General features: G+C 50.4%; 21 protein-coding genes. 4 read left to right on the top strand and 17 right to left on the bottom strand.

What is annotated here, in order from left to right; all coding sequences use genetic code 11:
* Positions 1–99 precede the first annotated feature (99 nt).
* The 9 genes from ACLB09_RS02475 to ACLB09_RS02435 all read right to left on the bottom strand — a co-directional run bounded on the left by ACLB09_RS02475 (position 100) and on the right by ACLB09_RS02435 (position 8,856).
* A complete protein-coding gene (locus ACLB09_RS02475) occupies positions 100–975 on the bottom strand; it encodes a PHP domain-containing protein (protein WP_410768165.1) in 876 nt (291 codons plus the stop codon).
* Positions 976–1,018: 43 nt separating this feature from the next.
* Positions 1,019–1,924, bottom strand: a complete 906-nt coding sequence (locus ACLB09_RS02470; RefSeq protein ID WP_410768164.1) for a selenium metabolism-associated LysR family transcriptional regulator — start codon at positions 1,922–1,924, stop codon at positions 1,019–1,021.
* 85 nt (positions 1,925–2,009) lie between these two features.
* Entirely contained in the window at positions 2,010–2,453 is a 444-nt protein-coding gene (locus tag ACLB09_RS02465) for a hypothetical protein (RefSeq protein ID WP_410768163.1), read from the bottom strand.
* Between the two features lie 220 nt (positions 2,454–2,673).
* Positions 2,674–2,937 carry a YlbG family protein gene (locus tag ACLB09_RS02460; RefSeq protein WP_114494972.1) on the bottom strand — a complete coding sequence of 88 codons (264 nt, stop codon included), beginning with the start codon at positions 2,935–2,937 and terminating at the stop codon, positions 2,674–2,676.
* A gap of 39 nt (positions 2,938–2,976) precedes the next feature.
* Positions 2,977–3,417, bottom strand: coding sequence for a YlbF/YmcA family competence regulator (locus tag ACLB09_RS02455; protein WP_410768162.1), 441 nt, complete (start codon positions 3,415–3,417; stop codon positions 2,977–2,979).
* Between the two features lie 112 nt (positions 3,418–3,529).
* The gene (locus tag ACLB09_RS02450; RefSeq protein ID WP_410768161.1) at positions 3,530–5,413 is read right to left on the bottom strand and encodes a helicase-associated domain-containing protein; all 1,884 of its coding nucleotides are present in this window, start codon (positions 5,411–5,413) and stop codon (positions 3,530–3,532) included.
* A complete protein-coding gene (locus ACLB09_RS02445; RefSeq protein ID WP_410768160.1) occupies positions 5,410–7,101 on the bottom strand; it encodes a DNA repair helicase XPB in 1,692 nt (563 codons plus the stop codon). Before ACLB09_RS02445 ends, ACLB09_RS02450 begins: the two co-directional genes overlap by 4 nt.
* 98 nt (positions 7,102–7,199) lie before the next feature.
* A complete protein-coding gene (locus ACLB09_RS02440; protein ID WP_410768158.1) occupies positions 7,200–7,625 on the bottom strand; it encodes a CBS domain-containing protein in 426 nt (141 codons plus the stop codon).
* A gap of 61 nt (positions 7,626–7,686) precedes the next feature.
* Positions 7,687–8,856: a M20 family metallopeptidase gene (locus ACLB09_RS02435; RefSeq protein ID WP_410768157.1), complete on the bottom strand. Its 1,170-nt coding sequence runs from the start codon at positions 8,854–8,856 to the stop codon at positions 7,687–7,689.
* A 206-nt stretch (positions 8,857–9,062) separates the two neighbouring features.
* Here ACLB09_RS02435 and ACLB09_RS02430 point away from each other — a divergent pair, with 206 nt between their 5' ends.
* Positions 9,063–9,404: a YugN family protein gene (locus tag ACLB09_RS02430; RefSeq protein ID WP_410768156.1), complete on the top strand. Its 342-nt coding sequence runs from the start codon at positions 9,063–9,065 to the stop codon at positions 9,402–9,404.
* Between the two features lie 12 nt (positions 9,405–9,416).
* Entirely contained in the window at positions 9,417–10,664 is a 1,248-nt protein-coding gene (ftsW, locus tag ACLB09_RS02425) for a putative lipid II flippase FtsW (protein WP_410768155.1), read from the top strand.
* A gap of 108 nt (positions 10,665–10,772) precedes the next feature.
* On the opposite strand, the gene ACLB09_RS02420 is transcribed toward ftsW, so the two are convergent.
* Positions 10,773–11,135, bottom strand: a complete 363-nt coding sequence (locus ACLB09_RS02420) for an Asp23/Gls24 family envelope stress response protein (protein WP_114494964.1) — start codon at positions 11,133–11,135, stop codon at positions 10,773–10,775.
* Between the two features lie 131 nt (positions 11,136–11,266).
* Here ACLB09_RS02420 and cax point away from each other — a divergent pair, with 131 nt between their 5' ends.
* Positions 11,267–12,337: a calcium/proton exchanger gene (gene cax / locus ACLB09_RS02415; protein ID WP_410768154.1), complete on the top strand. Its 1,071-nt coding sequence runs from the start codon at positions 11,267–11,269 to the stop codon at positions 12,335–12,337.
* A gap of 63 nt (positions 12,338–12,400) precedes the next feature.
* Here cax and ACLB09_RS02410 read toward each other — a convergent pair whose 3' ends face one another.
* The 5 genes from ACLB09_RS02410 to ACLB09_RS02390 form a co-directional block, all read right to left on the bottom strand.
* Complete coding sequence (locus tag ACLB09_RS02410) at positions 12,401–12,688, bottom strand: Fpa/YlaN family protein (protein WP_410768153.1); 288 nt, start codon at positions 12,686–12,688, stop codon at positions 12,401–12,403.
* 202 nt (positions 12,689–12,890) lie between these two features.
* Positions 12,891–13,136 (bottom strand): HPr family phosphocarrier protein, encoded by a 246-nt coding sequence (locus ACLB09_RS02405; RefSeq protein ID WP_114494961.1) that lies wholly within the window; start codon positions 13,134–13,136, stop codon positions 12,891–12,893.
* 81 nt (positions 13,137–13,217) lie between these two features.
* Positions 13,218–14,333 (bottom strand): aminopeptidase, encoded by a 1,116-nt coding sequence (locus ACLB09_RS02400; RefSeq protein WP_410768152.1) that lies wholly within the window; start codon positions 14,331–14,333, stop codon positions 13,218–13,220.
* Between the two features lie 141 nt (positions 14,334–14,474).
* Positions 14,475–15,311 carry a hypothetical protein gene (locus tag ACLB09_RS02395; protein ID WP_410768151.1) on the bottom strand — a complete coding sequence of 279 codons (837 nt, stop codon included), beginning with the start codon at positions 15,309–15,311 and terminating at the stop codon, positions 14,475–14,477.
* Between the two features lie 183 nt (positions 15,312–15,494).
* A complete protein-coding gene (locus ACLB09_RS02390) occupies positions 15,495–17,489 on the bottom strand; it encodes a sensor domain-containing diguanylate cyclase (RefSeq protein ID WP_410768150.1) in 1,995 nt (664 codons plus the stop codon).
* A gap of 470 nt (positions 17,490–17,959) precedes the next feature.
* Here ACLB09_RS02390 and rpsD point away from each other — a divergent pair, with 470 nt between their 5' ends.
* Positions 17,960–18,559 carry a 30S ribosomal protein S4 gene (rpsD, locus tag ACLB09_RS02385; RefSeq protein WP_410768149.1) on the top strand — a complete coding sequence of 200 codons (600 nt, stop codon included), beginning with the start codon at positions 17,960–17,962 and terminating at the stop codon, positions 18,557–18,559.
* Between the two features lie 50 nt (positions 18,560–18,609).
* Here rpsD and ACLB09_RS02380 read toward each other — a convergent pair whose 3' ends face one another.
* Both ACLB09_RS02380 and ACLB09_RS02375 read right to left on the bottom strand, forming a co-directional pair.
* Positions 18,610–19,263 (bottom strand): SAM-dependent methyltransferase, encoded by a 654-nt coding sequence (locus tag ACLB09_RS02380; RefSeq protein ID WP_410768148.1) that lies wholly within the window; start codon positions 19,261–19,263, stop codon positions 18,610–18,612.
* Positions 19,215–20,045 (bottom strand): MerR family transcriptional regulator, encoded by an 831-nt coding sequence (locus ACLB09_RS02375; RefSeq protein ID WP_410768147.1) that lies wholly within the window; start codon positions 20,043–20,045, stop codon positions 19,215–19,217. The genes ACLB09_RS02380 and ACLB09_RS02375 overlap by 49 nt, the downstream gene beginning before the upstream one ends.
* Positions 20,046–20,239 lie beyond the last annotated feature (194 nt).

Raw genomic sequence — 20,239 nt, 5'->3', positions numbered from 1 at the left:
TGATTCTGGCACCATCCAGCTACCCAATCCGCTTTAAAAAACTAAAATAGACCGTCCCTAACGGGCGGTCTATTTCTTTTATAAATTAAGAGCTTGATGCTATTTCAACGAGTTCGCTGCAGCTTCCCGCAAAAGCCCTACGCATTCGCCGGAGACATAGCGGCTGCCGAGATCGCCATGAAACACGACTCCCTGGCGGAAGCCGTGGTAATCCGAGCCGCCTGTCGGGATCAACCCGTAGCGTTTAGCCAAAGCGGCATACCGCCCTTCATCCTCCGGTCCATGATCGGAATGATACACTTCCACGCCTGCGGGACGACCCCGCTCCAGTATATCGACGACCAGATCGTCGTCCCCGTAAAGTCCCGGATGTGCTAGCACGGCAGCCCCTCCGGCTTCACGGATCCAGTCCATTGCTTCTTCTGGCGCTATGCGCGGCAGCGAAGCATAACCGGGCTTCCCTTCGCCAAGATAGCGGTCAAAGGCGTCCCGCAGATCCTTGGCATACCCTTTACGTACAAGCGTATCAGCAATATGAGGACGGCCCAGGCTTTCATCATTCCGCAACGGGCGGCCAAGCCCTTCGATAACTTCATCCAGCGTAATGGATATCCCGAGCTCCTGAAGCTTCCGGATGATTTGCCCGTTCCTTGCATCCCGGGTTTCCCGTAAACTTGCCAGCCTTTCCAGCAGCTTAGAATCCCTCGTATCCAAAAAGTAACCGAGCACATGAATGTCCTTACCGGCGGCGCGGGTGCTGATTTCAACTCCGGGAATGACGAGGACCCCCAGCTTTTCCCCTTTTTCAATAGCCTCCCGGACTCCCGCCACCGTATCATGATCGGTGATGGCGAGACCTGTTAAACCTTTTTCCTTTGCCAGCCTTACGTTTTCAGCCGGGGGATTCATCCCGTCGGATGCCCGGGTGTGGGTATGCAAATCAAACCGCTGCGCCGGGCCGTTCTCTATATTCATACCATTCGCTCCTCAAATTTGTATCTGATCAGGTGTTGTTAGTTTACAAAGGCTGCTTTGCATCTTTTAAAAACGCCAGGAAAGTCACCGCAGATACCGGTAACAACGTGGATTTTAAATGAATCGAGTAAAATTTTCGTTTGAATTCCGCATCCTCAATATCAACGACTTTTAGTATACCTAGCGCTTGCTCATGCTTTACTGAAGAAGGCGAGATGATCGTCACCCCAAGCCCGGCCTCTACCGCCGACTTCACCGCCCCCGTACTGCCAAGCTCCATCACCGTTTCCAGCCGCTCCGGTCGAAATCCCCGGCGTTCCAATTCCGCTTCCATCACTTGCCGTGTTCCCGATCCTTTCTCCCTGAGCACGAACGGATAAGTTAATGCCTCGCCAAGCTTTATCCGGCCCTTTGCTGCGAGAGGGTGCTCCGCAGGAACGATCAATTTCAGTTCATCTTCCATGACCGGCTCGGAGACCATATCCGGATGATGCACCGGGGCTTCAACCAGTCCGAAATTGAGCTGATGGCTAACGATATCTTCAATAATCTGCGTCGTGTTCATGACTTTTAATGCGATCGAAATATGAGGATGTTGCTTGCCGAATGGTCCAAGAAGCCGGGGTAGCACATATTCCCCGATCGTCAGGCTGGCACCGAGCTGGAGCCTGCCCTCCAGCATGGATGTAAAGCGGGACATCGCCTTTTCGGTCTCCCGCATCAGCTCCATGCTTCGAAGCGCAAAAGGAAACAGCGTGTGCCCGGCTTCCGTAAGCTCAATCTTTTTAGTGGATCGGATCAGCAACTTGCTGCCGAAATAATCCTCCAGCGCCTGAATCTGCATCGTTACGGCAGGCTGCGTCATATGCAGCGCCTGGGCGGCGGCCGAGAAACTGCCCCGTTCCGCAACGGTATAAAAAATATGAAGCTGGTGGTAATTTAACGCCATGCTTCTCCACTCCTTCTCCCTTTACAATAGCATGACCGAAAGCGCAAAAAAAGCATGCTCCCAGGGAACATGCTTGGTCTTGAAGTTATCTCCGTTTACGGCTGTTCTTCATCAGCGTCATCCGCCTTGAATGGCGAAGCCAGGAATAATAAGACTTCAGATCGCGAAGTTCGATCGTCTCCGACATCTTGCCCAGGAAAGTAACGATAATCATCCTGTGCATCGGATTCCCCTGCAGATCGAATTCTCCGGGAATCTCGGCAAATTCGGCCACCATGACGAGATCATCATCCACTAAATAAACATCTTCTTCATTCCGGTAATAAGGCTCGATTCTGTCCTGCTTCAAGCAATCCCACGCCCAGCGGGCGATATTGTCCACCCCGTTATTGGTCCGGTCAATCCGATCCTGATACCGGAGCTTGGCATGATGAGTAATGACGACATCGGCAACTCTTTTATCACCTAATAGAACATGGTATGCTTCACAGGTCCCCGTACCCCATCGCTCCGTAACCTTATCTCTCATGCCCCACCTCACAATATAGGTCTTTGTAACTAAGTATAATTACCTATTATATTACATCATTACCTATGTTTCGACAATGGATTTTCCCCACAAAGTGGCATTTTGCCATGCAGTTTATTCCAAAACCTTTCGAGGCCCCCGATAACTTATACAAAAAAAATTTGCGCAAATAAAAAAGCGGCCCGAAGGCCGCTGAATAATTCTGGGTAATGCAAATCCGCTAAAGTCCGTAGTACCGGGTTTTGTCCGGAATGTCCTTACTGTATTCCGTCTTGATTTCATTACGGTAAGAACGTTCAATTTTACGAACATAGGGAAGTTTGCGGACATTTTTCATCGTCTCTTCCGCCCGCTCTGCGTTCACATACATCACAACATAATGCATTCGGCGGGATAAATAATGCACGCTCCCGTATTTGTCCAAATTCCTTGCAGCTTTCAAATCGCTTACCCAGATGATATAGCCTGTACGCTCCGGAAACATGATTTGTCCCTCCTTTGCTAATAATTCATTTCCGATCCTTTAACCGCAGCCGCAACTTCCTCCGCTGCCGCAGCCTCCGCCTTTCGGATTCGGATCGTTGCTCGGCACCTTAATGCTTTCCGAAACGGCCAATGCAATCGTCTCCGACATCTGGTGCAGGATATCGTCCAGTTCTTTCTCCGCGGCCTTGAAGCGGCGGACGGCTTCAAACTGTTCAAGCTCGACCTCGACCTCGGTCACCTTATCCTTGGCCTCGTGATAATTGGGGTGAAAATGGCCGAAACGCTGTGTCTCTTCGAAGAGTTCCTTCTTTGCGGCCAGTTTCTTGACGAGGACCTGAATATCGGCATCCTCTTCCACACGGCGCTTCCAATATAAATAGTCGGAAACGGCGGCGGACTGATTTATCATATCGCCTAATTCATAGGCGTTTGTCAGCAGCTCGGCCATATCGACCGTGTTGGTCTCCGTTACGCTCATGAATGTTCAACTCGATTCTATTCAAAGTATTCCACCCGAAAGTAGACGAATTAATCATACCACAATCTCTTTGCCAGCAGAAGAAGTAATCTGCATTCGGAGAATAAAGAGATTATGAAAATTCCGGCAGGATCAGGCGCATGGCTTCCCATTCGCCAAGGGCCAGTTCTGTTTCCGTTCCGTCTTTCCCATCCGGTCCGTTATCGTTTAAATAGATATGTCCCTTTACCGTCCACTTCTCTTCTTCCGTTAATGAAACCGGCTTGAATTCCGCTATATCCCCGTCCTTCATCCGCAGCACTACTTTAGTTTTCCATGCGATAGCCTGGAACATGATTTGGCGGGCGGTGGAACCGTGGTAATCCCGCATTTCGTTCAGCCACATGTTAGGGATTTCATTCCAGCCGGGAAATAACTCCTCCGGCTCCGGAATCTCATCGGAGCGGTCATAAAAATGAAGCTGCGAACCTTTAAAAATCCAGGCCCGCTCCTCTGCTCTCCCGCCGCCGAATATGGCCGGTGCCACCGGCGAACCGGGTTCTTCGAGCCTCGGATATTCCAACTCGGCCAAACCCGTATTCCGTTGCTTGGGGGGAGCCAAGGACACTTCCTCCAGAACCTTGCGGACTTTGGCGGACTGCCCTGCATCGACGATGAAATCGCGCGGGCCGATTCGTTCAACCATCCCGGCCAGAGCGGGTAAAGCGGCTACCGTATCGGCCGCTTTCTCATCGCCGCAGCGCAGCAGAAGCTTTTCCTCCAGCGAGGTCCGGCCCATTTCACCGGCCCACTGCTCCAGGGCCAGCTTTACATTTTCAGGCACGCCCGCCGAAGACGCTTCAAGAAAACCAAGCACGGCGCCGGGTGAGCGACCGAGTTCGGAAGCCCGGGCCACGCTGGCACGGCTAATCCGGTAAACGGACATTGTATCCGTCGTCTGATTGTCGCAACAGGCCTCCAGCTCCCAGCGGACCCGGTAAGACACGTCGGGCGGAACCAGGATTTCATAGTCCGGCTGAACGTAAAATACGCCGGAAAGCGCTCCTGTTTCCCTATTTCCCGCCGGGTGAATCCCGGTTGAATTCGCTGCATTCGCAGCTCCCTCCAACCCTTGCAACAACTCCAAACGGGGTCTCTTCCGCCAGCGGACCAGTTCTTCCCGACCGGGACCGGCATCCTTTCCGAGATCCAGCCACCCAAACCCGCTCAAAGCGTTCAGCCAACTCCCCATCCATACGGTCACCTCTTCCGGCAACCGTTCGGGCAGCATTCCTAAAGCTTGCAAAGAGTCGTACAGATCCTTCAGCGAATACCAGCTCCCCTCCTGCAGATCGTTACGCGCCAGTCTGTACACCGCATGCCGAATGCCGACATGATCCGGGAGATAGCGTTGAAGCAATTCGCGAAACAGAACGGCTTCTTGCATCTCCGGCCCCAGGTCCAGCCAGGCGGTCAATTCCTTGGGGTCCAGTCCCCATAAGGCGCGCTCTTTTGACAGGAGCCCAAGCGCCTGAAGCAAATCCAGCACGATGGCGAACTGCGGAGAATACACGTCCTGATGAGGATAACGCAAGTCCAGCCCGGCCACCTCTTCTTCCTGCAAATACAAGTAACCGGTCAGCTTACTGACCGATTTCTGATGAATCGTACCTTTGGAAGTCATCGGCAGTCCATTTCGGGCGATCCAGGTCAAAGCCCGGAACAAATTGATCGCCAGTCCTGGTCCGGCCTCTTTGTCCAGTTGTATCGAGCCGCCTGCATGGGGACTTGGAGAAGAAACGTTCAGGTGCGCCCAAAGCTCCGGCAAATGATCCGCAGGGATGTAGTAGAGCTTCTCGCCCCAGGCCTTCTTGACCGCAGCCAGCTCTCCCCGCCGCAGCATCCCGGGGAGAGCCGCGCGTAAGTCCGCACCGGACACGCGGCCGGACGCAGCCTCATCCACCTTTTCAAGCTTGAACGGAAGACCGGCGAATCTTCGAAAAATGTGCTGTATCATGCCCCTTCCTCCCGCTCGAAGCTAACTGCGTATTCATAGCCCTGCTCGATCAGAAACAACTGTCTGCGCATGGCGAAATCCTGCTCGCGCGTCTCTTCCGATACGAGCGTATAGAAAAATGCGCCGCTCCCGTCTTGCTTGGGCCTCAGGATTCGCCCCAGCCGCTGGGCTTCTTCCTGACGCGAGCCGAAGCTTCCGGAAATTTGGATGGCCACGGAAGCGTCCGGCAGATCGACTGCGAAATTGGCCACCTTGGATACGACCAGCACCGGAATTTCGCCTTTGCGGAAGAGAGCGAACCACTTTTCCCGTTCTCCCTGCGGCATGCTCCCGGTAATGAGCGGAACGTCCAAAGACCGTGCCATTTTGCGCAGTTGGTCCAGATACTGGCCGATAATCAAAATCTGGCGACCGGCATGGCGCTCCACCAGCCGTTCCACAATTTCGCTTTTTCGCGGGTTCTCCGCCGCGATCCGGTATTTCTCCCGGCCTTCAGCCTGGATGTACCGCTGCTTCAATCCACTCGGCATGCTTACCCGGACCTCCTTGCATTCCACCTGGGCGATAAATCCCTCATCTTCCAACGCTCTCCAAGGCACCTCAAAACGCTTGGGTCCGATCAGGGAAAACACGTCCCGCTCGCAGCCGTCTTCACGAACCAGCGTCGCGGTAAGCCCCAGCCGGCGGGTAGCCTGAATATCCGCAGTAGCCCGGAACACGGGCGCCGGCAGGAGATGAACTTCGTCATAAATAATGAGCCCCCAATCCCGCTCGTTAAACAGGCTCATATGCTTGAATTCCTCGTCTTTTTTCCCCCGATGGGTCAGGATCTGATAGGTCGACACCGTTACCGGACGGACAAGCTTCCTTTCTCCCGTATATTCTCCCACTGCTTCCGAAGGCAGCGTAGTCTTGTCCCGGATTTCGGAAATCCATTGCCGGACCGAGGTTACGTTGGAAGTCAGAATCAGGGTTTCACATTGAAGCCGAGCCATCGCCGCCAGACCGATCACCGTTTTTCCCGCACCGCAGGGCAGGACGAGAACTCCGCTTCCTCCGCGGCTGTCATGTTCTCCCGCGAAAGCTTCGACCCCCGCTACTTGATAGGGTCGAAGCTCAAATCGTTTACCGCCCGCAGTAATGGGTTGCAATTGAAAAGAAAGACCTTGTCCATGATGATAACCCGCCTCATCCAGAACCGGATACCCGAGACGGGCCAATGCCTGCTTCAATGCTCCCCGCCACAAGGAAGGGAATAGCGCTCGGCAGGGATCAATCAGTTTCAAATTAAAATTGGCCACCCCTTTCTCCTTAATCAACGACTCGAGCAGTCCGGTTTCGCCGTTGAGACATTCCAGACACAGCTGTTCTGGATCATTTTCGAGCCCCCGAATCTCCAAGCTTCCGTATCTGGACATCCACTTGCCGATGTCTTCCAGAACTCCGCCGGGAATATCCCAACGGGATAACCGCTTTAGTTCCGACGTAACCTGTTCCGCCGACATGCCTACCGCGGCCGCATTCCATAAAGATAAAGGCGTAATTCGATATGTATGATAATAAGCAGGGCTCTTTACCAGTTCGGCAAATTGCGCCAAACGCTCCCTGGCATCTTCAAAACCGGGATGGTTTTTCTCCAGCAGGACCGTAAGATCCCGTTGTACGATGCAAGCTCCGTCCGTGTTCATCGTTGTCGCCCTCCAAATTTCCATACTTATAAAAAGAAGCCCGCCAGCCAGCGGCCGCGAACTTCCTTTCCCGCGCCAATCCATCGGGTTAAGCAGTACTAATGCACATGCTCCGAAATTTCAGACAGAGCCTCGCCGGCGTTATCCGCAAAGATGTTCCGCACGGCCAGGTCGCCGATCGAAACGATTCCGACCAGCCTGTCTCCTTCGGTGACGGGAAGCCGGCGGATTTGCTGCTGCGCCATCAATTCGGCCGCATCGTCCACCGACATCTCCGGCGACGCCGTTTTAATGCCTTTGGTCATCACGGTTTCCACCGCAGCCGATCCCGGATGCTTTTCCGCAATGCCCCGAACGACCAGATCACGGTCAGTGATAACGCCGATCAGTTTGTCGCCGCCCTTGTCCACCACCGGGATAAAACCGGTGCCGTGCTGTTTCATTTTAACCGCAACTTCGTAGACGTTGTCTTCCGGAGTTACCGTAACGACTTCCCGGGTCATAATCTCGTCAATTTTTTTCAACTTCATCCCTCCTTCGGACATAGAATTCCTAGGGAGAAACCTTTTTATGCGAGTGAGCGACTCACTTGTCTTCGCTGCAGTAGGACTCTCTCATCGCGATCAGGAGCGACGCCGCATGCAGCATGGACTCTTCATCTATATCAAATTTGGGATGATGATGCGGATAAATGATGCCTTTCTCCGGGTTTCCGGCCCCAACTAGCATAAAGCAGCCCGGAACCTTTCTTAAATAATAAGCAAAATCTTCGGCCGGCATAATTTTCGGTGATACTTCCGGGATAAGGCCTGCTGCAGAGGCAGCTTTTCCGTAAAACCGTTCGAATTCCCTCGGCTCGTTAACCAGGCTCGGGTAACCCATCATATAATCTACCGAAGCGCTGGCACCGTAAGCTGCAGCTGTTCCTTCAGCCAACTCATGAACCCGGGTGCGGATCAGATCCCTGGTTTCCTCATCAAAGCAACGAACCGTTCCCGCCAAACGGCAACGATCGGCGATAATGTTCTGCGCCGTGCCTCCCTGAATACTTCCGATCGTGACCACGGCGGGATTGAGCGGGTCCACCGATCGGCTGACGACGCTTTGCAATTGCAGCACAAGCGCCGACGCCGCCACTACGCTGTCGATACTTTTGTGCGGCATACCGCCATGTCCGCCCCGGCCCTGGATATCGATGAAAAATTCATCGGTCGAGGCCATAAGCGCATCCGGTGCGCTTCCTCCCTTGCCTACCGGAATCGGCGTCCAAAGATGAACACCATAGATGACATCCACCCCGTCCAAAGCTCCCGCCTGTATCATGGACACCGCTCCGCCGGGACAAACCTCCTCGGCCGGCTGAAATATCAGCCGGATTTCTCCTTGTAATTCATCCCTACGACGGCTGTAATATTCTGCGACGGCAAGGAGGACAGCCGTGTGGCCGTCATGCCCGCAAGCATGCATCACACCGGGAGACTCGGAAGCGTATTCGCATTGTTTCTCGTCCTGGATCGGCAATGCGTCCATATCCGCCCGCAGCGCTACCGTTTTTCCCGGCATATCCCCGCGCAAAGTACCGATCAATCCAAAGCCTCCGACACCGGAGGTTACTTCTACACCAAGTTTTACGAGCCGATCCGCGACAAAAGCCGAGGTCTCCTTCTCCTTAAAAGACAATTCCGGATGGCGGTGCAGATGACGCCTATCTTTCACCATACCCGGAAACAAAGCCTGAAGCGCTTCCTTTTCCATTTTAGCCACTTCCTTTTCAGTAAATCCCTACTTTCATTGTAGCAGAAAACGGACGGCCTTGTAGCTGACATAAATGCGACGGACCAGCGAAAACGTCACTTTTTTCTAGGGTTCCCCATGCTTGCACAAGTGATGGAAACATAATATCATGGGGAGAGAACTTCTATGACTTTTTTACGAACTTTTGAAGGAGGCCTTCTGAAAAGATGATTGTTGAAAATACGGGTTTGGACGGATTAAAGAGCGATTTGGCCTATTTAGATGAATCTGCAGAAAAGGTAGGCTTCGTCCGTTGGCAGTGGGAATATTATCGGGCTACATACGATTATAAAATTGAATTCAATAACGACGAATACTTCCTTCGTATTAATACTCGTGCCGTTGAAGGCAAATTGGAGCGTCCAGACACCGTTCTGGCGATCGAAGCGGTCTACATGGGGCGGGCCACTTTCCCTCACGGTCTGGAATACGAATCTGAAATTCCGGCTTTGGTCATGAAGACCGCAAGCCACAAGCTCGCCGAGTTGAAGGAACTCCTGGAGGCCTAGGACACAACTTCCATGAGAGACAACAAGGAAGAGCCCCGGCGCGGAACTCCCGATTTCCAGCTTCTAATTCTCACCCTGCTGATGGTGGGCTTCGGGATTGTCATGGTGTTCAGCTCCAGCTCCAGCATCGCTCAAGTCAACAAATCTTTCGGATATGATCCTATGTATTTTACCAAACGCCAGATTGCCTTCGGGGCGGTTGGCTTTATCGGAATGTTCATTTCGATGAACATTCCTTATGAGAAATACAAAAAGCTGTTTGCTCCTGTATTTATTCTCGCGATCATCCTGCTGTTGATCGTTCCGTTCTCGGGAAGCATCAACGGCGCCAGCAGCTGGTTCAAAATCGGCACCCTCGGAATTCAGCCGACGGAGCTAGCCAAGATTACAACCATTATGTACTTGTCCGCCCTGATATCCAAAAAGGGCGAACGATTTCGCGATCTGAGGACCGGCTATATCCCGGTTATGGTCATCGTCGGATTTGTCGCCGGATTGATCATGCTCCAGCCGGACCTCGGTTCCTGCCTCATTCTCGTTGCAACGGCGGGATTGATTATTTTTGCGGGGGGCGCGAATCTGAAGCACATTATGGGTTCGATCGCGTTGCTCGTCCTTGGCGCCAGTATCGTCATGGGAGTCGGAGCGCTGTGGGACAAGATCAACCCGAGCGAATCGGCTGCAGCGGAGAGCAACTACAAGCTGGGACGGATCCAAGCGTATATCAACCCTTGGGAAGACCCTCAGCATACCGGCTATAACCTGATCCAATCCATGACCGCCATCGGTCACGGAGGGCTCACCGGTACGGGATTCGGACAAGGCATTCAGAAGCTTCATTATTTGCCCAACGCTTATAACGACTTTATTTTCTCCGTCATCGGTGAAGAATTCGGATTTATCGGCAGTATTATTTTTCTAATATTTTACATTTATTTTATATGGCGAGGACTGCTGGTATCCCTTCGTTCGCACAGTACCTTCGGCACTTTAATGGGCGTAGGTATTATGGGCCTGATCGCCATTCAGGCTTTCATCAACATCGGCGGCGTGACCCGAACGATTCCGGTGACCGGAGTTACGCTCCCCTTTATCAGTTACGGCGGCTCCTCCCTGCTGGTCATGATGGTAGCGATGGGAATTGTCCTGAGCATTTCACGGGAATCCTCGCTCCCTACCAAGCAGGAAAGAACGAAATCGGTCGTAGTTAAAGATTCAGCCTCCTACGACTGGAGCAACCGCAGACGGCATCAAGGCTAAATAGCTACTACGGATCATGGTCGGAGCATTTCCCGACATAACAAAAAAGACTTCAGGACAAGCCCTGGAGTCTTTTTGATTTGCCATAGATTATTGATCACCTTTGGATCAAATCTCATCGTCCTTGAATGCGACGCCCTCTACCTTGACGTTCACTTCAACGACCTTCAGCCCGGACATGTTCTCCACAGCTTCCCGTACATTCTGCTGCAGCATCCGGCATACTTCATGAATCGGAGTCTCGTACAGAACGATGATCCTGAGATCGATCGCCGCTTCCAATTGACCGACTTCTACGGTGACGCCCTTTTGTACATTTTTACCGCTCAACCGTTTGGCCCATCCTTCGGACAGCCCTCCGGACATTGCGGCTATACCAGGGGTTTCCAAGGCGGCCATTCCGGCGATTTTGGAAACGACGTCATCTGAAATCCGGATAAGCCCCATATCGAGTTGCAACTGTTCGGTCATGGTCATTCCTCCTTCAACCTCATTATTCTTCATTGTAATTGCTAATTTCCTTTTAAGCAAATATAGACCATTTTTCGATCATCGTTTATAATCACTACGTTATTGGTTATATTGAACTTGGAGGTGTTGAAATGAAAAAATATTTGTCTCCAGGACTACTCGTCCTCTTTTTTGTACTAAGTGCCATCGGTCATTACGCCCATTGGTCCGCAACTTTGGAATTCATCATCTCCGCGGTCGCGGTCATCTTTGTCGCCGGATTCCTTGGCAAAGCCACCGAAAGTGTGGCCCACTATGCAGGGCAGCGTCTGGGCGGTTTTTTGAATGCCACATTCGGGAATGCGGCCGAATTGATCATCGCCATCATGCTCTTAAGGGAAGCCAAATTCGACATGGTCAAAGCCAGCATCACTGGCTCCATTATCGGCAACCTGCTGCTTGTGCTCGGGCTTAGTTTATTCGCGGGCGGATTGAAGCACAAGGTGCAGAAGTATAATGTTTCCCTTGCCGGAATGAACGGTTCCCTGATGATCGTAGCGATCATCGCTCTGTTCGTGCCCGCCATCTTCCTGAATACGCATGTGCTTCACGAAGATGACCGGAATATCCTCAGCCTCGTCGTAGCCGGTGTACTGATTGTCGCTTATATTCTCTGGCTGATCTTCTCCATGGTTACCCATAAGAATTATCTGGCCGATGTTACCGAAAGCGTCGATCAAGAACTGCCGCATGAACATGAACCGACTTGGTCCAAGAAACGTTCTATTTTGTATCTGGTTCTCGCTACAGTCATGGTGGCGTTTGTCAGTGAATGGCTCGTACATAGTCTCGATACCTTTACCACCAAGTTCGGCCTGAGCGAAATTTTCGTCGGCGCCTTTGTCGTCGCGATTGTCGGTAATGCAGCCGAACACAGCGCAGCCATCCTGCTCGCCATGAAGAACAAAATCGGTGCCGCGGTCGAAATCGCGGTAGGAAGCAGTCTGCAAATCGCCTTGTTCGTTGCTCCGGTCCTGATATTCGTCAGTCACCTGCTCGGTAATCCGATGGATATCGTCTTTACGGTCATCGAACTAGCGGCCATCGGCGTCGCTGTCTTCATTGCCAAATCGATAACCCAAGACGGTCAGACCAACTGGTACGAAGGCCTGCTGCTGATCGCCGTATATTGTATTCTCGGTTTCTCTTTCTATCTGGTATAATAACTGCTAAAAAAAAGCGCATGCCCTGTTAGAAGGGTCATGCGCTTTTGGCTTTAACGAGCATTACTCTTTATTGTTCATGGCTTCGTAAAGCGTAGCCAGATTACGTTCCAGTCTGCTCAAGATCTGTTTGCCTACCGGCTCCTGAACCAATCCGATGCGCACCGCATAATCGACCTGCCTGGAGAAACCGTACATCTGGGTATCCAGTACTTCCTCATAGAGAGGACAGTAACGCGTAGCCAGGTTCTCCATCTGCACTTCGATCAGCTTTTCTATTTTATCTGCATCCTCTTTCAGAAGATTGAGCGCTCTGAGATTCAGTTGCTCTTGCAAATCAGATGAAGTCATGTTCATCCCCCCCTAGGTCCTCCAAAATCTCCACAAAGCTATTCTATTCATAATTTTAGACGAAATCGGAAGCCAATACAAGAACCCCGCTAAATAAACGATATTTCAAAACTATTCTCTTATTATACCGCAATCCAAAATAAGATTATCCATACAAAAAATACCCCCGCCATAATGGGGCAGGAGTATTTCTTGATCCAGCTTATTCGGCCACTATTTTTACATCCAAGCCGTATTTTGCAAATACTTCCGATACAGCTGCTTTGGCTTCATCTGCATCCGGTCCGTGAACATGCAGTTCATAGCTCTTCGTGTTCACCAAGGTAGTGAAAAGACCGAGGATACTTTTAACGTCAATGTACTTATTGTCCGCTTGCAGCACAATAGATGAAGTAAACTTTCCTGCTGTTTGAGCAATTTCCACTACTGCTTCGTTATTAGTGGCCATAGCGATCCCTCCGTGTCTAACTTTGAAATAACATATCTTTATGATACATTGAATCCGCTTTCCAAGCAAGGGATTTTCACTTTATTTCAGGTTCTCCGGATTCAAGCCCTCCAGTTCCGGAAGCACGAAAATCCCGTCTTTACGAATGAGGACGTCATCGAAATAAATTTCTCCGCCGCCGTATTCCGGCCGCTGGATCAAGACGAGGTCCCAGTGAACCGAAGAACGGTTGCCGTTGTCCGTTTCATCATAGGCCTGGCCCGGCGTGAAATGAAGGCTGCCCGCGATCTTCTCATCGAACAGAATATCCTTCATCGGATGAAGAATGTAAGGGTTAAAGCCGATCGCGAATTCCCCGATATATCTGGCACCCTCATCCGAATCAAGAATCTCGTTCAAGCGTTCGGTATCATTGCTTGTCGCTTCAACGATTTTGCCGTTCTCAAAGCGGAATTTAATATTTTCAAAAGTGACCCCATTGTACAAAGTCGCCGCATTGTAGCTGATCGTGCCATTTACGGAGTCCCGTACAGGTGCGCTGTACACTTCGCCATCCGGAATATTTTTTTGCCCGGAGCATTTTTCCGAACCGATGCCTTTGATCGAGAAAGTAAGCTCCGTTCCCGGACTGGTAATGCGCACTTTGTCGGTACGGTTCATCAATGCTTGCAATGCGTCTTGAGCCCGGTCCATTTTTGCGTAATCCAGATTGCAAACATCAAAATAGAAGTTTTCGAAAGCTTCGGTGCTGACATTGGCCAGTTGAGCCATGCTTGCATTCGGATAGCGAAGTACGACCCATTTCGTGTGTTTGACCCGCTGCTCGCTATGTACCGGATGGTTATATAACGTATTGTAAAGCTTCATGCCCTTTTCAGGAACGTCGGACATATCGTTGACATTGGAGCCTGCGCGAATCCCGATGTAGCAGTCCATCATCTTCATCCGGGCCAGGTCATATTCCGCCCACGCTTTGATTCCTTCTTCCGTGGCATATTTCAATTGGGCGCTTTGCACGGTTTTATCCGTCAGCTCAACAAAGGCATTCCCGCCCTTTTTACCGATCTCTTCGACCACGGCTTTGATCAGGTCACGTTCATTGCCGATCATCTCTACCAGGACATTTTCCCCCGGTTGAACATTCACCGAATAACCTACCAGGTTCTCTGCCAGTTTTTGTATTCTTGGATCTCGCATACCATTACGCCTCCTCAAAATAATGGGCTCCCAAAAGCCCGGAGCGGCTTCATTAAGTGAACCCGCAAATATGTTGAACATTGGTTAATTCTCATCTTCTATTGTAGCACGCTGTTTCCTTGAAGTCAGCCCAACCCGTTTTCAATGAAATTGATCAAACCGGCTGTCCGTAATCAGCACTTCGCGTTCCTGTATACCCAGTGCGTTCGTATAGTTCAGTTCCGTCTCCGAAGAAAGTCTCACCGGCAGGCCGGAATTACGCTTAATCGTTAAATGATAAACCACTTTGGCCTCCGCCCGATTCAGCATGGATACCATTTGTTCCCGTCCCTCCGACCATTCCTTCCGAAGTTCGCTTTCCACCTTCGCGCGCCGCTCGCGTGACACCTGAGCAAGCTGCTCTTTCCATCCGTCTTTAATGGCCTCCATTTCCCCTTCAAGCTTTACGCCCAGGCGTTGTCTCGCCTCCTCCGGGTCGAGCTCGATCCGCAGCACCCTTGTCCCTCTCCCGGCTCCTTTTTCCGTAGTTATCGACTTCTTCATTGCGCGTATTTCCTCCAACTGATCCAGCGGATTCAGCCGGGCAATCCCCCGAAGGAGAACATCGTTTTCATTCGATTCCAGGCTCCAGCTCCCGCCTTTCCACTGAAGATCCGCTTTAAATGCCGCCGGATGGATTCCTTTCGCCTGAACTCCCGTGTTCTTTTCGGTTGATCCGGATTTTGGCAGCACCGTACGGATGGCTAATTGATGATGGTCTTTCAGCTGTCCCGTAAAATTTACGGAGTCCTCCATCTTGGAATTTTGTCCGCGAAAAACAGCCGCGCTGCCGCGAAAAGTCAATGAATCGCAGCCGGCAAGACCGGACCAGGTATAATGGAACCAATCCTCAGCCGTCTTAGTTTCGCTAAGGCCGCAAGCCGATAATAGAAGGATAACGCACCCGATCCAGCCCGCCTTAATATACGCCTTGTACATAATGATCCAGCGCCTCTCTATTTCCGGAAAGCCGTATGCCGCAACCTTGACCGGAAAAGGTATATTAGCTGTAGCCTATCCTGCCTCGAGGAATCTATACGCAAAGAAAATGGACACCTCCGATGAGGCATCCATTTTCTTAAAAGGCTTAAGCTTTATGCACGAAATACAACAAAGCGAATCCTAGTTTTCGTGGCTCAGGCCGATTTGCGTCTGGTTCCGGCCGTTATTCTTGGCTTTGTACAGGGCCATATCCGCCAGGTAGAACAAGGACTCTACGCTGATTTTCTCACTTTCGCGGTTCCACTCAGCAATTCCGCAAGAAACGGTTACCCGCGGCTCCGTTTCCATCGCGACCCGAAGGCGGATCGTTTCCGCGATCTGGTATCCGCTTTGCACATCGGCAGCCGGTAAATAAATCGCCAGCTCCTCGCCCCCCCATCGGGCCGCAATATCGGTCTTACGGACCGTGCTTTTAATGATGGAGCATACCTGCCGCAAAATTTTATCCCCCGCTTGATGACCGAATGTATCATTTACCTGCTTGAACAAATCAATGTCGACGATGATCAGGGAGCCCCCTTCATCCCGCTTTTGGAGCTCCTGGATCCGGTCGTCCAGATAACGGCGCGCATACAGATCGGTCAGCATGTCGTGATTGGCCATCCGCCGCACTTCTGCATGCAGCGAGGCATTGGCGATCGCAAGGCCGATATGCGAGGACAAGACCTGAAGCAATCTATAATTTTCATAGGAGAAAAAGCGTTCCGCGCGATGTGCCAGCATAATTGCCCCGATAACTTCTCCCCGGACGACCAGAGGCGCCACGATGAGCGAGCGGGCGCCCGTTTCATCCATTAGCCTGGACTGAATTTTATCGTAAGCCTTGTAATCGGATAAAATAATCGGTTCTTTGGAAGAAAACACCATGCCGCTGAATCCGTAATCTTTAGGAAAATACTCCTTGGAGAGCGATGGAACGTTGCAGGCCATCACCTCAAAGAAATCACTGTCTTTTTCAATTTGGGAAATACAGCAGTACTCCGCTTTGAAGATGGATAACAGCTCCTCGGTCGCGAACTTGAACACTTCCTTCAGCCTCAGACTCTGGTTGAGCCGTTTGGTCAACTCGTTAATCAACCGCAGCTCGCTCACCAAAAGATTGGATTGTTCGTACAATTTCGCGTTCTCAAAAGCCGATCCCGCCGTATCTGCGAGCATACCGATCAGTTGCAGATCCACCTCTTCGATTTCGTCGCGGGGCATAATCAAATGAAATACGCCATAAACCCCTTGCTTGCCCACCAGCGGCACCGCAATTTCCAGGCAAGGTTCTTCATCCTTGCCCCAAATCTCAGCCCGTAGCATCCGTCCCTCCATAAACGCACGGACGCACATATGATCCTTCTCACCCTGCAGTTGGAGCGACTTGACCCGGGGATCCCGGCTGAGATGGTCCTGAGACATGAGGAGCTCTACCTTCGCATTGGGATACATGCCGGCAATCCGCTCGAACACCTCCGTCAGCACCGCATCGACATCGATTTGATCATGCAGCTTCTGAACAACCTGAAACAGGATGGATCGCCGGTATTCTTCCCGTTTGGCCTGCTTCTGCACATGCAGTAAATCCGATACGAACAATGCCTCGAATCTTCTATAGAAGCATGTCCGGAAATAGCGGGCAGCCATGCTCACCCAGGCTTGTACTATGGAAGCTCCATCCTTCTCCAGACCTGTTACCTGGCATCCCAGCACTGCGAATACTTCGTTAGTGTGCCGCGTAAAAACCGGAACCGCGATGCAATAACCATCTTCGAAACCCGACATCGTAATGTCCCGGCGCAGCAAACAAGCCTGGGCTACCTCAAGCTGAAATCCGTGGCGCTCCTCGACGTCAAGGTTACGCTGCCCTGTCTCTACCAGCTCTCCCGTATGGTTAGCGGCAAACCAAACCATCCGGCAAGAAGCTGGAGGTTCTTGCATCTCATTAATCCAATCGGTGTACGCCGACTGAAGCAAAGAAGATATATATGGATAGTCATAGAATGTGATATCAAGCAGTTTCAACCAGTTCATCTGGTCGTCTTGCTCTTTCCCTTCATTCATTTGCGGCAGAGTAATGCTTGTATCCGGGTTAAACGACTGCGTGCAGTTATCTCTTGATTGTTTTGTCATGAAAAAAGCTCCTTTTTCACCGCGTCCAGCCCGCAGCGAGATAATGTAAACGAAGCCGTTTGACTCTGCCCATAGTTATGCGTTAATCTCAATAAGCTTTGATTTCTCTCTAGCTAGTTATTATGTTCATTTTACTATCTTCCTGATTGTTTTGCATTAAAATTCCTTCATTTTACCCTAATATTTTAGGACAAAAGCCCTATCGACAAATTTCCACCTAAAAAAACAAAATCCTCCGCTTGACTTTACTGTCCCGATTCATATAATATTTATTGTTGATAAAGATCTGGATAGGATCTTGATTAGGGCGTAACGCATGCGAGCACCCTCTCGGTTTTTGTTGCTGACAGGACAGCGGCTGAACTTTCCTGTTAGAGAGCGGATTCTACTATCCTCCGCCCGTCCAAACAAAACCCGCGCAAGTAGAACCCTACACGAAAATTTCATGATAAAAGGAGTCTACCTATACAATGGCACGTTACACTGGTCCTAAATTTAAACTCAGCCGTCGCCTCGGCATTTCCCTGAGCGGCACTGGCAAAGATTTGAAACGCCCTTTCCCTCCTGGACAACATGGTCCTAACCAACGGAGAAAAGTATCGAACTACGGCATGCAGCTTTTGGAAAAACAAAAATTGCGCCACATGTACGGTTTGGGCGAAAAACAATTCCGCACTTTGTTTACCAAAGCGCAAAAAATGCCTGGTATCGCCGGCGAAAACTTCATGGCATTGCTTGAAAGCCGCCTGGACAACCTGGTATACCGTCTTGGTTTTGCAAACTCCCGCGCTGGTGCGCGTCAATTGGTTTCCCACGGTCACATCACCGTAAACGGCAAGAAAGTGGATATCGCTTCCTACCGTGTTAACCTTGGCGACGTTATCGGTCTTCGCGAAAGAAGCCGCGGCCTTTCTTCTGTTAAAGAAGCTTTGGAAAACCGCACGCATCTTCCAGCTTACCTGGAATTCAACGACAGCGCTGTTGAAGGCAAGTACATCCGTCTGCCTGAACGTTCCGAGCTGTCCCAAGACATCGACGAAAAACAAATCGTCGAATTCTACAACCGTTAAGAATAGCAAAAACCGGTCAACCCCTTTCGGGATTGGCCGGTTTTTTTGGTTTAAAAATTAAATTCTCCTGCCCAGTCGAAATACGCCGACTTTTCCAGACTCCCCGGCCAGTGCCGACACCATTCCGGGACATGAGGTGATTCTACCCGATCAAGACTAGGCGTATAAGGCTTTAAGTCAATAACCGGCGAACCTTCATTGGCATCGATAAAGGGAATCTGAATAATGCCCTGGTTTTCATCGATATGAATCGCCTGAACTACGCTCAAGGCTACCGGATTGGGCCTGAGCGGCGAGCGGGTAGCAAATGTCCCCAGACTTGGAGGAGAAGATTTATAAGGTGACTGCACCTGCATCATATTTCTGGCCTCTTCATTGTCAAATTCATGAAACCACCAAACAACAACCACATGGCTGAAGCCTTTCAATCCTTTTAATGCCGGAACGTATTTCTCATCCACAACGATACATGCCCCATCCTGACCCGTTTTTATAGTTCCGATGGGATTGACTAATAATTTTTCCACTTCGCATCCTCCTTGTTTTTTATAAACCAATTCCAAATTCAATTTCACTTTAAAGCCTCCCACCATGTGAGAGTCAAGAAACGAAAAAAAACAGCCCGCAAACACATCGGCAGGCTGTATTAATAAATTCATATTTGTTTTTTTACCACCGGAATTTGAATCTCCGTGAGATAACATTCCGGATTCTCCTCGTTCCACGGGCCCTTATGGCAAATTTGCCTGTTCAAGCCTTCCATACTGTATTGATCATGGGAATGGAGCCAGCGTGCTAACGCCAAAAAAGCGGATCCGATATTTTCATAAGGGCCATCTACCAGAGCGCAGGCCATCGTATCGATTTGTTCCGTTTCACGAAACGTAAATCCGTTGCCGATTTTACGAAGATTTTCACCCACCACTACACATACCTCAACATCTACATTGCATTCTTTAAAATCCTTGTCATGATAAACCGCGAAAGTTTTGCTGCTTTGAGGAACGGCCAATCCTTCGGCTTCAATATAACGGGTGATCTCCGACCAAAGCGCCCCTTCGCCGAAATAGTCCGGTATTATTCTTCTCAACGATAAAACACCGTAGCTTGGCACGCTTTTAAGCGTAACGTTGCAATGAACGGCCATTTTTTCGTCATGAATGTCGCGGAGGGCGATTTCTATTTTTTTCAGTTTCTCCTGCTCTTTTCTGATTTCGGAGGCTATCTCTTCCTGTTTGTCTCTGAGCTGCCTGGTTACGAAGGAGGCCTCCCAGTTGCCGATAGCGAGAGCGATCTCAGCAACCGTGAACCCGGTATCCCGCAAAAAAACAATTTTATGCAAAAGGGAGATTTGTTCAACCGAATAATAACGGTATCCCGAATCGTTGTCGATCCGCGCCGGCTTTAACAGACCTGTCTCGTCATAATAACGCAGCATTCTTATCGAAACCTGGGTAAGCTTTGAAAATTCACCGATTTTAAACATAGCAAACCCTCCTTTCCAGGACCAAACTTAGGTTATGCTACTGTATTTTATTCGAACTATCCTACTGTTACAGTAATAAAATTCTCCATCTATTTTATTGTTCTCTTACCGATAAGGCCGATTATCAATAAATTAAATGGAAGTTTTCCAGTTATTTTTATAAACGCCATCCTTTTTGGAAGTAAATTTAAATG

Origin of the sequence: Fontibacillus forbon, from assembly GCF_046559655.1 — a bacterium.
Lineage (GTDB): Bacteria > Bacillota > Bacilli > Paenibacillales > Paenibacillaceae > Fontibacillus.
This window is presented reverse-complemented; position numbering and strand designations above follow the sequence as displayed.

Excerpts from the sequence above, each read along its gene's own strand:
- ACLB09_RS02475 (WP_410768165.1), bottom strand. The coding sequence starts at position 975 with ATGAATATAGAGAACGGCCCGGCGCAGCGGTTTGATTTGCATACCCAC.
- ACLB09_RS02470 (WP_410768164.1), bottom strand. The coding sequence starts at position 1,924 with ATGGCGTTAAATTACCACCAGCTTCATATTTTTTATACCGTTGCGGAA.
- ACLB09_RS02465 (WP_410768163.1), bottom strand. The coding sequence starts at position 2,453 with ATGAGAGATAAGGTTACGGAGCGATGGGGTACGGGGACCTGTGAAGCA.
- ACLB09_RS02460 (WP_114494972.1), bottom strand. The coding sequence starts at position 2,937 with ATGTTTCCGGAGCGTACAGGCTATATCATCTGGGTAAGCGATTTGAAA.
- ACLB09_RS02455 (WP_410768162.1), bottom strand. The coding sequence starts at position 3,417 with ATGAGCGTAACGGAGACCAACACGGTCGATATGGCCGAGCTGCTGACA.
- ACLB09_RS02450 (WP_410768161.1), bottom strand. The coding sequence starts at position 5,413 with ATGATACAGCACATTTTTCGAAGATTCGCCGGTCTTCCGTTCAAGCTT.
- ACLB09_RS02445 (WP_410768160.1), bottom strand. The coding sequence starts at position 7,101 with ATGAACACGGACGGAGCTTGCATCGTACAACGGGATCTTACGGTCCTG.
- ACLB09_RS02435 (WP_410768157.1), bottom strand. The coding sequence starts at position 8,856 with ATGGAAAAGGAAGCGCTTCAGGCTTTGTTTCCGGGTATGGTGAAAGAT.
- ACLB09_RS02430 (WP_410768156.1), top strand. The coding sequence starts at position 9,063 with ATGATTGTTGAAAATACGGGTTTGGACGGATTAAAGAGCGATTTGGCC.
- ftsW (WP_410768155.1), top strand. The coding sequence starts at position 9,417 with ATGAGAGACAACAAGGAAGAGCCCCGGCGCGGAACTCCCGATTTCCAG.
- ACLB09_RS02420 (WP_114494964.1), bottom strand. The coding sequence starts at position 11,135 with ATGACCGAACAGTTGCAACTCGATATGGGGCTTATCCGGATTTCAGAT.
- cax (WP_410768154.1), top strand. The coding sequence starts at position 11,267 with ATGAAAAAATATTTGTCTCCAGGACTACTCGTCCTCTTTTTTGTACTA.
- ACLB09_RS02410 (WP_410768153.1), bottom strand. The coding sequence starts at position 12,688 with ATGACTTCATCTGATTTGCAAGAGCAACTGAATCTCAGAGCGCTCAAT.
- ACLB09_RS02405 (WP_114494961.1), bottom strand. The coding sequence starts at position 13,136 with ATGGCCACTAATAACGAAGCAGTAGTGGAAATTGCTCAAACAGCAGGA.
- ACLB09_RS02400 (WP_410768152.1), bottom strand. The coding sequence starts at position 14,333 with ATGCGAGATCCAAGAATACAAAAACTGGCAGAGAACCTGGTAGGTTAT.
- ACLB09_RS02395 (WP_410768151.1), bottom strand. The coding sequence starts at position 15,311 with ATGTACAAGGCGTATATTAAGGCGGGCTGGATCGGGTGCGTTATCCTT.
- ACLB09_RS02390 (WP_410768150.1), bottom strand. The coding sequence starts at position 17,489 with ATGACAAAACAATCAAGAGATAACTGCACGCAGTCGTTTAACCCGGAT.
- rpsD (WP_410768149.1), top strand. The coding sequence starts at position 17,960 with ATGGCACGTTACACTGGTCCTAAATTTAAACTCAGCCGTCGCCTCGGC.
- ACLB09_RS02380 (WP_410768148.1), bottom strand. The coding sequence starts at position 19,263 with ATGTTATCTCACGGAGATTCAAATTCCGGTGGTAAAAAAACAAATATG.
- ACLB09_RS02375 (WP_410768147.1), bottom strand. The coding sequence starts at position 20,045 with ATGTTTAAAATCGGTGAATTTTCAAAGCTTACCCAGGTTTCGATAAGA.